Origin of the sequence: Xenorhabdus anantnagensis (assembly GCF_028598555.1) — a bacterium.
GTDB lineage: Bacteria > Pseudomonadota > Gammaproteobacteria > Enterobacterales > Enterobacteriaceae > Xenorhabdus > Xenorhabdus anantnagensis.
Genome location: NZ_JAQRFN010000001.1, coordinates 1 through 12,441 on the forward strand (window position 1 = coordinate 1; position 12,441 = coordinate 12,441).

Below are 12,441 nucleotides of genomic sequence, written 5' to 3' on the forward strand. Positions count from 1 at the left end.
AACCCGCCCAAATATGACGACAGCGCAGTGACTGCAATTCTCGATAAATATGTTCACAAATTTAAACCCCTCAATCACATGAAATTCAGCGCTAAATCTGTGCTGGCATATTATGTGAGAGTTATTAGGAAGGAGATGAAGGATGGATAAATATATTTATATAAACCCCAATAAATGGGTATCAGAGGGATTATTAATGGCTATTACTGGATTAACAAAGAATGCCATCAAATCTGCAAGAGAAAAATCATGGATGGAAGGTCGTGAGTATCGACATTATTCAGGAGATTGTCATCCAAAGGATAATAGCCCTATTATGTATAATCGGCACGAGGTAGACAGCTGGATAGAACGTCAACACCCAGCAATACCTCGCCAGAGAAATGTTTAACCATCTATCAATGAATTGAGGAATAAACACAATGGCTAAATACCCAACTGGAGTTGAAAATCATGGGGGTAATCTTCGCGTATGGTTCATCTATAAGGGAAAACGAGTGCGTGAGAATTTGAGGGTGCCAGACACTCCAAAAAATAGAAAAATAGCTGGGGAACTGAGAACATCTATCTGTTATCAGATAAAAACTGGGCGCTTCGATTATGCGGCTCAATTCCCTGAATCTTCTCATATAAAACTAGATACCGTTCAATCCAATGTTACTCTTGAAGAGCTATCACGAAAATGGCTTAACTTGAAACAAATGGAGATAACACTGAATGCATATAATAGATATTGTTCATACATTAAAATTTGCACCGAAATATTAGGTGCAAGCCGCCCGGTATCATCAATCACCAATGAGGACATATTAGCTATCCGAAAAGAGCTGTTAACTGGATATCAAATATGCGGCATCAACCAAAAAAATCGTTCTCTAAGAAAAGGTCGGTCTGTAAGAACTGTCAATCTTTATCTAACATGTTTATCTGGGATGTTTCATTTTGCTCAGTTAAACAGATACATAGAACAGTCTCCATTCAATAATATTTCGCCATTAAGAAAAAGTAAAACAGAACCAGATCCACTCAGTAAAGATGAATACCTACGTTTACTCAGTGTAGCTCCATCTGAGCAAATACGAAATTTATGGATCTTAGCGGTCAATACAGGCATGAGGCATGGAGAAATTTGTGCCTTGGCTTGGGAGGATATAGATACTAAAACCTGGACTATAACTGTTAAACGCAACTTAGCTATTGCAGGTCATTTCACACCACCAAAAACAGAAAGCGGAAATAGAACCATCAATCTTACTATACCCGCTATTCAGGCATTGAAAAATCAAATGGCACATACAAAATTAGGAACGCAACACAAAATTAAAGTTCATCTTCGCGAATTTGGTCGAACTCGTACCGATGAATGTACATTTGTTTTTGTTCCTCGGCAAACAGCCCAAAATGGCAAAGGTGGCGACTGCTATTCCCCTGGCTCATTCGGGGCTACTTGGAATAATTTATTGAAACGCGCAGGAATAAGGCATAGAAGAGCGTATGAGTCACGTCATACATTTGCGTGCTGGGCCTTAAGCGCGGGAGCTAACCCAAATTTTATTGCTACTCAAATGGGACACACTTCTGCGCAAATGGTTTATCACGTTTATGGCAAATGGATTAGTGATAATAACCAAAATCAACTAAATATCCTAAATGCCGATTTTAGTTCCAATGTCCCATCTATGCCCCAAGCATCTGTCACATGATATAAAATCCCTTTTATATCAAAAAACAAAATAACTATTCTGGTCTGTTTAAAATATGGTCTTCCCAATTCACCACATCTGCTTCACGTACAGCAATATGCCTAACAGAAATAAGCTCCACATGCATTGCCGATTTTGAACCGCTGACTAATGGATGCCACGGAAGAAGTTTCCTCCCCTCACCAACCAGACGATAAGCACATGTCTTTGGTAGCCATTCAAAAGTATTCATGTTTTCACGGGTCAATTTGATACAGTCAGGTTCGTATCTGAAACGATCTTCATAATTCTTGCACTGGCAGGTTTTAATATTCAGCTGATTGCAGGCAACATTAGTAAAATAAATTTCATCTGTATCCTCATCCATCAACTTATGCAGGCAGCACTGGCCACAGCCATCACATAGAGCTTCCCACTCTTGGTCTGTCATTTGTTCTAAGGTTTTCACCTGCCAGAAAGGTTGAGACATAATTTCTGTCATTCCTCATGGTTAAATCACTCTGGTTGTCAAAACGTGTTCATTGAGAGAAACGTTTAATATATCACCAGATTGTAGTGGCCCTACGCCTTCAGGGGTTCCCGTCAAGATAATATCGCCCGGGCGCAAGGTAAAAAAACGTGACATATAGCTAATCAGCGGGATGATAGGCGTTCGCATGTCACTCGTATTGCCATTTTGGCGCAATTCGCCATTTACAGCCAAAGAAAGCTGGATATTTTGTGGATCCTCAAAAGTACTAACAGGAATAAACCCTGATATCGGGCATGATCTGTCAAATGCTTTGCTTTTTTCCCAAGGCTGCCCTGACTGTTTAAATACACGCTGCAAATCACGTAATGTCAAATCCAGTGCAACCGCAAAGCCTGCAATCGCCTGACTGACTCGCTCTTCATTGGCATTCTTGAGTGTTGAACCAATCAAAACTGCCAACTCTATTTCGTGGTGCACAGAACCCAATTCCTGCGGGATGAAAATAGGCTGACACAGATCACACAGCGCCGTTTCAGGTTTGATGAATATCACCGGCTCTTCAGTGGATTGGGAGCCCATCTCTTTCATATGCTTGTCGTAATTACTGCCTACACAAACAACTTTATTAGCAGGAAAATCCAACAATGCGCCCTGCCAATCCCGATGCTGGTACATAACATTCTTCCTTTATCTTGTTTTCAAACCCGATAATCACAAATTTGATGCTTTCAAGATCCGATTTTCAGTGATTCAGGAAATGAGTACGTTGCATAATGCCGTCCGCCATCATACCAACACTGAGTGCAAAATAATAAGAACGATTCCAGTGCATGATAGTGCGGAAATTTTGTGTTACCCAGAATGCTCGGTGTTCCAGATCATCAGGGATGACTATCCAACCTTTAGTATTTGCAGGCAGGTTAGTAAAATGCGGGGATGAAATCCCCAATGCCTGCCATTGGGCAATGGTTTTTCCCTGTGCGGGCTTAATGCCTTTCAGTGCGGTATTAAAGCCTGTGGGTAACGAAATGGCATATCCCCAAGGTAAATCTTGCTGCCACCCTTCCTTATGCAGATAATTGGCAGTCGAGGCAAAAACATCCTCTTTATTGTTCCAAATATCAATTTTGCCATCACCATCACCATCAGCCCCATACGTTAAGTAAGATGTTGGCATGAATTGACTTTGCCCCATGGCTCCCGCCCAAGAACCTTTTAGCTTTTGATCTTCATTGATATATTGATTTTCAATTATTGTTAACGCTGCCAATAACTGTTTTATAAACAATGCTTCCCGACGTCCCTCAAAAGCCAGCGTGGATAATACCGAAATGACATCTTCTTTTCCCTGAATTTTCCCAAAACCACTTTCTAAACCCCACAAAGCAACAATGTAAGCTTTGGGTACACCGTATTTGCGGCTGATCCTTTCTAATTGGAGCTTATTGTCTTCATATTGCTTGACGCCCTGTTCGATCTTCCCGGCTGGCAAGGCACGCTTCAGGTAATCATCCAAAGTAACTTTTTTTTCCGGCTGGTTACGATCAGCTTTAATGACGCGCGAAATAAAATGGATATTGGCAAATGCCCGATCCAATGTTTTTTCACTGATTCCCTTCTCCCGAGCTTGCTGTTTCAGCAAAGCCACATAAGCAGGAAACTGCGATGATTCGCGGGAATTCAATGGAAAATCATGCTCCAATGCCTTAACATCTGCTTGAGATAGCAAAGCCGGCATGGATTGACTGTTCAATTGATTACTATTTGATTTACCACTTGATGTACCACACCCCACCAACAGAGTTGCTGTCAATAAAGTTAGCCCAGTGATTAATTTCATAAATCAGCCCCTCAATTCTGGATCAAGTCAGGATTAGGCAGTCGCCAGCAATTATTATTGCTTGGATGGATTAATTGAAGCCAGATGTTTATTGATCAAACTTTCTACAGGCGGTGGTACTTGCAGGTAAAAACCTTGTTCATTCAATGCGGCTTTTACTTTTTCAATATCAGCATTCGCCAATTTTTTTCTTTCAGATAATGAAATCATCATTGAATATTGAGGTTCACCAAATGTCTTTAACAGATCTTCAGGAACACGTGAAAAATCACCTTTTTTTTCAATATACAGATATGTTTGGTCACGTTTTGGACTTCTGTAGATTACACAAATCATTGTCATAAACTCTTTTAAATTAACTCTGCGACTTGCTTGAATAATTCACTAACTATAACATGCTTATTATATTTAAGAATATCGTCTCCCAGAGACTGTTCTAGGAAAATGTTTGTGTAAACTACTTTGGGAAACTTAACCTTGCTGAGTCAAAATATCGATGTCACAGTCGCCAATTGAGCTAAAAGGCAGTAATTTTACGCTTTCGGTCGTTCATTTGTATGATGATCAGCCGGAAGTTATTCATAGAGCCATGCAGGAAAAAATGGAGCAAGCACCTGAATTCCTGAAAAATGCTCCTGTTGTTATCAATATATCAGCTCTCCCTGTTGGTGCAGATCTTCCCGCACTCCACCGAGCTATTGAATCAGTTGGGTTGCGCATTGTTGGTTTCAGCGGTTGTCAAGATGAAGAACAACGAAACATTGTTCTAAAATCAGGACTTCCTTTATTGAAAGAAGGTAAAAGTCAGAAAGTTATTACTCAAGAAAATAAACCGACCGAACCTATTTTCAAAAAAACTCGTATAATTAATACACCTGTTCGTTCAGGACAAAGAATTTATGCGCCAAACAGTGATCTCATTGTGACAAATAATGTGAGCGCTGGTGCAGAATTAATCGCTGATGGAAATATTCATATATATGGTGTGCTGCGTGGACGAGTATTGGCAGGCGCATCTGGTGATCAAGAAAGCCAGATTTTCTGCACCCATTTAAACGCTGAACTCACCTCTATTGCAGGTCAATATTGGCTCAGCGAGAAAATCCCGGAGCGTTTTGTTGGTAAAGCAGCAAAATTACGCTTGGTGAACAATGAATTAACTATTGAAACCTTAGTCTAGCCCTTATAACAAGGAATCGCTTCATGGCACGCATTATTGTTGTTACATCTGGTAAAGGTGGCGTTGGCAAAACCACTTCAAGCGCGGCCATTGCTACCGGTCTCGCCCAAAGAGGGAAAAAAACCGTCGTTATCGATTTTGATATCGGTTTACGAAACCTCGACCTAATTATGGGCTGTGAACGCCGAGTGGTTTTTGACTTCGTGAATGTCATTCAAGGTGATGCCAGCTTGAATCAAGCACTTATCAAAGATAAACGCACAGAAAATCTATATATTCTGCCCGCTTCCCAGACCCGTGATAAAGAAGCCCTTACCCGAGATGGCGTCGAGAAAATTCTGAATGAATTGGATCAACAGGGATTTGATTTCATTATCTGTGATTCACCTGCAGGTATTGAAAGCGGCGCATTGATGGCTCTCTACTTTGCCGATGAAGCAATTATTACAACAAACCCGGAAGTTTCTTCTGTTCGTGACTCTGATCGCATTTTAGGTATTTTGGCGTCCAAATCACGCCGTGCAGAGCAGAGTAATGACCCTATCAAGGAACATCTTCTGCTGACACGTTATAACCCAGGACGCGTAAACCGTGGTGATATGCTTAGCATGGAAGATGTACTGGAAATTTTGTGTATCCCTTTGCTTGGTGTCATTCCAGAAGATCAATCTGTTCTCCGCTCATCCAATCAAGGAGAACCTGTCATTTTGGACAAAGATTCTGACGCGGGTAAAGCATACGAAGATACTGTTTTACGTTTACTCGGTGAAGAACGGCCTTTCCGTTTCATCGAAGAAGAAAAAAAGGGCTTTTTAAAACGCCTGTTTGGGGGGTAACGCATGGCTTTGTTAGATTTCTTCCTGTCGAGAAAAAAACCGACAGCCAATATCGCCAAGGAGCGGCTACAAATCATCGTGGCAGAACGGCGCCGTGGTGACTCTGAGCCTGCCTATTTGCCCGAAATGAAACGGGATATTCTGGCTGTAATTTGTAAATATGTACAAATCGATCCAGATATGCTTTCTGTACAGTTTGAGCAAAAAAATGATGATATTTCTGTACTGGAACTTAATGTAACATTACCTGAGGTTGAGGAATCGCCCAAATAACAGCCTCAAATGACGCTATTTAATTTAAGACAGTGATTTTTCAAGAATAATAAATCGGGATACATTAGTATCCCGATTTAACATTCAGGCACACATTTGAACGATATCTTTTTACTTAGCCTTTCACCTGTTTTTCCGCTTTTCGCATACCCTTCTGATATTCATATTACTATTCTGAATAGCTTGCCAATATTTCAGTAATAGGTTCAGCCAATAACCTGCCACGCCAGCCCCTGATTAACTCAGGTTGATACTCCGGCGATTTCAATTTCCAATGCCAGCAAAGTAATTGATTGATTTGACGGCGGGAAGCCAACAGCTCTGCACTGAAATGATGGGATTCCCCCACTTGAGTGACTAATGATTTAATTTCCTTGAACGCTTTGCGATAATCGGGGTAATCAATCAAATTGATAATTTGAGCCGGGCACTCTTCTTCTGGAGTATCCCTACTATCCGCAACCATCGCCAACAATCGGCGGCCATGACAACGAATTTCTTGCCCACTCAATCCCAAAGCATCCAGTTCTCCCAAAGAAGTTGGCATATAACGGGCAACCTGCCATAGATTTTCTTCACGGATCACGAAATTGACCGCCAGATCACGCTCCCGTGCCTGTTTTAATCGCCATGCAGCCAATTTTTTCAAACAAGCCAATTGCCTTGGACGCAATTGCCATGCGTTACCAATATCTTTATAAGCAGATTCCGGCATCTGTATTTCTTTGCGGCGTTGGGCTATCAGATTGCTTTCATCTTTTGCCGCATCCAAATATCCTGCCTGCTCTGTTTTTTCCATCAAAATATTGGCGAGCGGTAATAAATAGTAGACATCTGCCGCAGCGTATTGACATTGCTTTCCACTCAATGGACGAGCCAACCAGTCAGTGCGGGATTCACTTTTATCCAATTCAATATGTAAATACTCAGCAACCAATGTTGCAAATCCACATGATATGGGATGACCAATAAATGCTGCCAGTACCTGAGTATCAATCATGGGTTCTGGCAAGCACTGGAAGCTATTACTAAAAACCTCCAAATCTTCACTACCAGCATGGATGAATTTCAATACGTTTGGATCAGTTAATAGCTCCCTAAAAGGCTTCCATTGCGAAATTTCGAGGGGATCAATCAGAGAAAGCTGTTCACCATCAAACAGTTGTATCAAGCCCAATTGGGGATAGTACGTCCGTGTACGTACAAATTCAGTATCTAGTACAATTCTTGCGTGCTTCTTTGCCTGCTCACAGATTGACTGCAATTGGGCATCGGTAGTTATCAGCTGGTAATTACAATTAGACAACAAAATATCCTTTAAATACATTATATTACATGGCCATAAATTCTAAAAAACTCAACAATGTACACAGTTATGTACAAACAATAAAAATCTCTAAACATCCTTTACGCGGATAGCTGTTTCTATAGTATTAGACATGCTTTCCACTTGCCACAATTTTGATGAATTCACATTATGTTCATAACAACAGTAACTGGGTGAGTGAGCGCAGCCAACAAAGAGGCAACTTGAAAGACGAAGAGTATAAAACTAAGCCGTTTATTGCACTCATATTAAATAATTTCAGCTTCGCTTAAGATAATCCCCATCAAAAAACTCCCATAACAAAATCTGTAATAGCGGCAATTAACTGCATGTTGATAGACTTGATGGCACCATTATTTCCGTCATTCGAAATGAAACTGTATTGGCTTTCACAAATATCTATCCTTCATATTTGCAAATAAAAAGAGCTTGCTATGAATAAGAACTGCAAAAATTATATAGAATGGTGGTTGGAACAGGAAAAATTAAGAGCGAATAAAGAACTTCCTGTAAAAATGACACTGGCAGGAATTAAATTATCTGTTATTCCTCAGGTGTTTCTTCCTTCTCCATTACAAACGCACTCTACACCATTACTTATAAAAAATATTAAACATCATGATCTTACCGGGAAAAAAGTTCTTGATATAGGAACTGGCAGTGGTGTTCTTGCCATTTACTCTGCCCTTAATGGTGCATCTTTGGTAATAGCAACAGATATCGATGACTATATATTGCACCATGCTAAAAGCAATGCTTATCTGAATAAGGTTACTGATATCCATTTTATGAAAAGTAATCTCTTTGAGTCTGTCGATAATAAATATGACTACATATTTGCTAATGGGCCTATTTCTCCTGAATCTTGGTCAGAAAAAAAACTTTCCGGGCATACTATCTTGAGTTATGGAGAAACTCTTTTTAGTCAGTATCGTCATTATCTGACAGATGGAGGAGTCATGTTTATGACATTTGCAGAATTTGGCCCAACGGAGGCATTCTACAAAATGCTTCAAAAAAATTCCGTTATGCACAAAGAAAAAAGAGAGGAAAAATTTGGGGTATGGTGGAGTTTTCACGAAATAAAAAAATAAATTCGATAAATAGCGGAAGCACAGAATTTTTTGATTGCGGCTTGATATAAAACCAAGCCGCTCTTCCCACTCATATTAAATAATTACCTCATTCACGCAATTGGACGTAAATCAACCCACAATAACTGGCTATCTGCAATCAGTGGCTTAATTACTCCTTCCCGGATATCCGGCAACCACCATGCACCTTGACCAAAAGCAAGCTGGGCATAATTCGCTCCTGTTATTTCCCAGCGACCTTTTAAGACATAAAGTACACCACTGTGCGCTGTCGGCAATAAACGTTCATCAGAAACCAATGAAACCTCGGAATTCCAGCAGGAACGACGAGTCATTATATTGAAACACTGAACGGGGCCATCCAATAATTCCGCATGACCCAGAATATCACCCGAAAAATTAAATGGGGTCATTTTTTTCACCAGTTCGTGCTCCAAAAAACCCGGACTGGTCAAGCGAACTCCCTTCCCTTTTAATAAAACAATTGAGCGATCAATATCAGGAAATTGCCCCAATATTCCACTTTGATGAATGGTCGTAAAACAGGCTCGCCAAGCGAAATCATCAGACACTGGCCAGCAAACAATATCCCTTGTTTCGCCTTTCTCTTCAGACCATTGCATTCTTGGTAATGTTGCATAATCGAAACATTTCATTTTCATGCCACTCCCTCACCATTTTTATATTCTGTTTATAGAGCCATAAGATAATCAGTATCAAATTATTAACAGAAACATTCGCAAATAATTTCCCTTACGACAATCTCAAGATAGTCGAAATGTGATTGATTACCCGAATTCCCTTAAAAGCATGTGGCATATATTCCCCAGTTCTTTCATTGCCAAAACCTGAATTTCACTCCATGCAAATGAAGTATTCAAGCGAAAGGCATGATCAAATTGAGAGCTAGTGGAAAACATGCTGCCCGGCGCAATGCTGATATTCTTTGCCAATGCCAGTTGATAAAGCCGGTTGGCATTAAAAGATGGTTCAAATTCCAGCCAGAGAAAATAGCCACCACGCGCACTGTTTACTTTCACTGATTGAGGAAAGTATTCACTGATTGCCCATAACATCCGGCTTTGTCGTTGCTCCAACTGCCGCCTCAATCGACGCAGATGATTATCATATCCCCCCTGCGCCAGATAATCCGCAATCGCCAACTGTGTTGGCGTACTGGCAGACACCGTGCTCATCATCTGTAATTGCTGAATTCTCTTCGCATGTTTGCCCGCTGCAACCCAGCCTACCCGATAACCGGGAGCAAGACATTTTGAAAATGATGAACAGTGCATGAAATTGTTTTCTGTATCCCATGCTTTTATTGGTGCCGGAGGCTCTTGTTCGAAATACAATTCACCATATACATCATCTTCAATCAGGGCGATCTGGTTCTGATTCAAAATCTCTACCAATCGCTGCTTATTTTCAAATGGCATGGTGCTGCACAATGGGTTTTGAAAACGCGACATCAACCAACAGGCTTTTATGGGATATTTCTGCACAATCTCTTCTAATGTACCCAAATCAATGCCTGTATGCGGATCTGTTTTAATGGCAATGGCTTTCAAGCGTAACCGTTCTATCGCCTGTAGCACCCCATAAAAAGCAGGTGATTCAATCACTACCCAATCACCCGGGGAAGTTACCGATTGCAAACTGAAACTCAATGATTCCATTGCCCCGGCAGTAATGACAATTTCATCAGGAGAAACATGGATACCGTGGGAAGCATAGCGACGGGATATATTGCGCCGTAATTTTTCATTTCCCGGAGGCAGATTTGCCAAGGAACTATGCGGAACAAAGCGACGGGCAACTGAAGCCAATATTTTTGACAATTTAGGCTCTATTAATAAAGAAGGATCAGGAAATGCCGAACCGAAAGGAATGATTTGCGGATCTTTGCATGCCTGCAAAACATCAAAAATAGACGCGCTGATCTCCACATTTTCACTTAAATTCAGTTCTTTCCCCCCCTTTGCTGCCGCAAAAGGTTTTAATCGGGTGGCAACATAATACCCTGATTGTGGGCGCGCCACTATCCATCCCTGACTTTCAAGCAACTGGTAGGCTTGTAGCACCGTCATTAAACTCAGGCCTGATGATTTCACCGATTCCCTCAGCGAGGGTAACCTATCACCCACTTGCCAAATATCATCCTCTATTTGTTGGCGGATCATTCCAGCCAATTGTTCGTAACGCGTCATATGCTTGGCCTTTGTTTAAACTGTTATACCCTTCGTCTTTCAAGTGGCCCCTTTGTTGGCTGCACTCACTCACCATAGTCACCGTTGTTATGAACATAGAGTTATCTATGCTCCCGGAGATTCGCTCCCTTGCCGCCGCGACGCATCTTGAAATCCATTGGGTATATAGGTAGTCATCTGAAAATTTACAATATTATACTTTGTATCCTCAGAAACAGAAATCACTTGATGACCAAGATAAATAAATCAGTCCTAAAAAGATGAGCTTCATATGTCTATTTTTAGCAGATTAAAATCAGTATTTATTATATTTTATTCATAAATTTTCTAATACGGTTAAGGATATTTTTATCATTAACACGAACTTCCTCTATATTCTGATTTCTTCTTTTTTGTGCATATCTATACTCTGAGTCAGTAATAGCAGAATGATAATCAAGAGAACCAATATTTTTGTAATCACAATGTCTATAATTAGATTCAAACTTTAGTTTGTTTATGTTTTCCCTTGCATTATATTTATTAAAGGGAATATTTTTCTCCATGTAAAACAGTAATCCCTTGATTGGTGAATTAGGATTTTTTGCTTCTGCTTCAACCCAATCAACAGAAAGTTTTGATATTTTTCTCCAATATGATCTCATGAAAGTTTTTGAAATTATCTCTCCATGAATTTTCTTATCATAAATATCCTGCTTACTATCTTTATCCAATTTAATTTGGTCAGCTTCTTCCTTAAGCTTCAAAATATTTGAAATACCTTCTTTATCACTCCTAAGATAATTTCCAAAAGCATTAGCAGTGTAATCCTTGTCTCTGAGACTATTAAACAAGCCAGCATTAAATGGTGTTTTATAATCAGTTGATTTTCCAAGCTTCATCTTTTTCTCGTGTTTTTCCCTTTCATTTACATACATAAAAGGAATATTTTTTGCTAGAAAACCCGCCATGTAATTAGCATAAAATTTCCCACTTCCATTTTTATTACTACTTTCCGTTCTTCTAGAAAAAGTATCATGGAGTGATATCTGATAAAATTCCTTTTTTAGAAAATTACTCCAACTACGCAATAAACAATTAACTGAATTTTCATCTATAGCTCTCTTTATTTCCATTATTTTTTCATTTGTCATCAAATGCATTTTATTTCCACAGGCAAGGCCGGAAACATATTGATAAAATCTTGATATATAATCAATTAAATAAGTATCAGAATGATTACTGGATGTATTATAAAAATGATATTCAGTTCCACCGTCATTCTCTATAAGACATCTCATTGATTTTAAATCTTTATTGTCATCTCTTGAAAAATCAACCCCTATAATATGATTTAAAATATCTATAGTTATATATACATCGCCATTTTCCCTTTGACTATATAATTCTTTTAAATAATTCTCCCTAAGTTTTTCATAACCGAAAACCACCATAATATTCTTTTCCATGATATCACCTCAAACAAACTTTAGAATTAATTAATATATTAGCAATGTTACTTTTAAT

14 protein-coding genes are annotated in these 12,441 nt (G+C 39.6%); 6 read left to right on the forward strand and 8 right to left on the reverse strand.

Annotated features, from left to right (window positions below; translation table 11 throughout):
• Positions 1-142 precede the first annotated feature (142 nt).
• Positions 143-391, forward strand: a complete 249-nt coding sequence (gene xisR, locus PSI14_RS00005; protein WP_273573781.1) for an excisionase family protein — start codon at positions 143-145, stop codon at positions 389-391.
• Between the two features lie 31 nt (positions 392-422).
• Positions 423-1,703, forward strand: coding sequence for a site-specific integrase (locus tag PSI14_RS00010; RefSeq protein ID WP_273573782.1), 1,281 nt, complete (start codon positions 423-425; stop codon positions 1,701-1,703).
• A 34-nt stretch (positions 1,704-1,737) separates the two neighbouring features.
• Here PSI14_RS00010 and ycgN read toward each other — a convergent pair whose 3' ends face one another.
• The 4 genes from ycgN to PSI14_RS00030 all read right to left on the reverse strand — a co-directional run bounded on the left by ycgN (position 1,738) and on the right by PSI14_RS00030 (position 4,351).
• Positions 1,738-2,172, reverse strand: a complete 435-nt coding sequence (gene ycgN / locus PSI14_RS00015) for a cysteine cluster protein YcgN (RefSeq protein WP_306309164.1) — start codon at positions 2,170-2,172, stop codon at positions 1,738-1,740.
• Between the two features lie 21 nt (positions 2,173-2,193).
• Entirely contained in the window at positions 2,194-2,850 is a 657-nt protein-coding gene (locus tag PSI14_RS00020; RefSeq protein WP_273573783.1) for a fumarylacetoacetate hydrolase family protein, read from the reverse strand.
• 67 nt (positions 2,851-2,917) lie between these two features.
• Positions 2,918-4,015, reverse strand: a complete 1,098-nt coding sequence (locus tag PSI14_RS00025) for a lytic murein transglycosylase (protein ID WP_273573784.1) — start codon at positions 4,013-4,015, stop codon at positions 2,918-2,920.
• Between the two features lie 54 nt (positions 4,016-4,069).
• Positions 4,070-4,351, reverse strand: a complete 282-nt coding sequence (locus PSI14_RS00030; protein WP_273574085.1) for a YcgL domain-containing protein — start codon at positions 4,349-4,351, stop codon at positions 4,070-4,072.
• A 160-nt stretch (positions 4,352-4,511) separates the two neighbouring features.
• Between PSI14_RS00030 and minC the strand changes: the two genes are divergently transcribed.
• Genes minC through minE form a run of 3 tightly spaced genes read left to right on the forward strand, consistent with a single transcriptional unit; the run spans position 4,512 to position 6,304 of the window.
• The gene (gene minC, locus PSI14_RS00035) at positions 4,512-5,195 is read left to right on the forward strand and encodes a septum site-determining protein MinC (protein WP_273573785.1); all 684 of its coding nucleotides are present in this window, start codon (positions 4,512-4,514) and stop codon (positions 5,193-5,195) included.
• A 23-nt stretch (positions 5,196-5,218) separates the two neighbouring features.
• Positions 5,219-6,031, forward strand: a complete 813-nt coding sequence (gene minD / locus PSI14_RS00040; protein WP_273573786.1) for a septum site-determining protein MinD — start codon at positions 5,219-5,221, stop codon at positions 6,029-6,031.
• 3 nt (positions 6,032-6,034) lie between these two features.
• Positions 6,035-6,304: a cell division topological specificity factor MinE gene (gene minE, locus PSI14_RS00045; protein ID WP_045970705.1), complete on the forward strand. Its 270-nt coding sequence runs from the start codon at positions 6,035-6,037 to the stop codon at positions 6,302-6,304.
• A gap of 169 nt (positions 6,305-6,473) precedes the next feature.
• Here the strand turns inward: minE and rnd are convergent, their stop codons facing one another.
• Positions 6,474-7,631 (reverse strand): ribonuclease D, encoded by a 1,158-nt coding sequence (gene rnd / locus PSI14_RS00050; protein WP_273573787.1) that lies wholly within the window; start codon positions 7,629-7,631, stop codon positions 6,474-6,476.
• Between the two features lie 434 nt (positions 7,632-8,065).
• Between rnd and PSI14_RS00055 the strand changes: the two genes are divergently transcribed.
• Complete coding sequence (locus tag PSI14_RS00055; protein ID WP_273573788.1) at positions 8,066-8,725, forward strand: 50S ribosomal protein L11 methyltransferase; 660 nt, start codon at positions 8,066-8,068, stop codon at positions 8,723-8,725.
• A gap of 92 nt (positions 8,726-8,817) precedes the next feature.
• Here PSI14_RS00055 and PSI14_RS00060 read toward each other — a convergent pair whose 3' ends face one another.
• The 3 genes from PSI14_RS00060 to PSI14_RS00070 form a co-directional block, all read right to left on the reverse strand.
• Positions 8,818-9,387, reverse strand: coding sequence for a HutD/Ves family protein (locus tag PSI14_RS00060; protein ID WP_273573789.1), 570 nt, complete (start codon positions 9,385-9,387; stop codon positions 8,818-8,820).
• Positions 9,388-9,513: 126 nt separating this feature from the next.
• Complete coding sequence (locus PSI14_RS00065; protein ID WP_273573790.1) at positions 9,514-10,935, reverse strand: aminotransferase-like domain-containing protein; 1,422 nt, start codon at positions 10,933-10,935, stop codon at positions 9,514-9,516.
• 305 nt (positions 10,936-11,240) lie between these two features.
• Positions 11,241-12,383, reverse strand: coding sequence for a hypothetical protein (locus tag PSI14_RS00070; protein ID WP_273573791.1), 1,143 nt, complete (start codon positions 12,381-12,383; stop codon positions 11,241-11,243).
• Positions 12,384-12,441: the final 58 nt, after the last annotated feature.

Excerpts from the sequence above, each read along its gene's own strand:
- minD (WP_273573786.1), top strand. The coding sequence starts at position 5,219 with ATGGCACGCATTATTGTTGTTACATCTGGTAAAGGTGGCGTTGGCAAA.
- PSI14_RS00065 (WP_273573790.1), bottom strand. The coding sequence starts at position 10,935 with ATGACGCGTTACGAACAATTGGCTGGAATGATCCGCCAACAAATAGAG.
- ycgN (WP_306309164.1), bottom strand. The coding sequence starts at position 2,172 with ATGTCTCAACCTTTCTGGCAGGTGAAAACCTTAGAACAAATGACAGAC.
- PSI14_RS00030 (WP_273574085.1), bottom strand. The coding sequence starts at position 4,351 with ATGATTTGTGTAATCTACAGAAGTCCAAAACGTGACCAAACATATCTG.
- PSI14_RS00055 (WP_273573788.1), top strand. The coding sequence starts at position 8,066 with ATGAATAAGAACTGCAAAAATTATATAGAATGGTGGTTGGAACAGGAA.
- rnd (WP_273573787.1), bottom strand. The coding sequence starts at position 7,631 with ATGTATTTAAAGGATATTTTGTTGTCTAATTGTAATTACCAGCTGATA.
- PSI14_RS00010 (WP_273573782.1), top strand. The coding sequence starts at position 423 with ATGGCTAAATACCCAACTGGAGTTGAAAATCATGGGGGTAATCTTCGC.
- PSI14_RS00070 (WP_273573791.1), bottom strand. The coding sequence starts at position 12,383 with ATGGAAAAGAATATTATGGTGGTTTTCGGTTATGAAAAACTTAGGGAG.
- PSI14_RS00025 (WP_273573784.1), bottom strand. The coding sequence starts at position 4,015 with ATGAAATTAATCACTGGGCTAACTTTATTGACAGCAACTCTGTTGGTG.
- xisR (WP_273573781.1), top strand. The coding sequence starts at position 143 with ATGGATAAATATATTTATATAAACCCCAATAAATGGGTATCAGAGGGA.
- minC (WP_273573785.1), top strand. The coding sequence starts at position 4,512 with ATGTCACAGTCGCCAATTGAGCTAAAAGGCAGTAATTTTACGCTTTCG.
- PSI14_RS00020 (WP_273573783.1), bottom strand. The coding sequence starts at position 2,850 with ATGTACCAGCATCGGGATTGGCAGGGCGCATTGTTGGATTTTCCTGCT.
- minE (WP_045970705.1), top strand. The coding sequence starts at position 6,035 with ATGGCTTTGTTAGATTTCTTCCTGTCGAGAAAAAAACCGACAGCCAAT.
- PSI14_RS00060 (WP_273573789.1), bottom strand. The coding sequence starts at position 9,387 with ATGAAAATGAAATGTTTCGATTATGCAACATTACCAAGAATGCAATGG.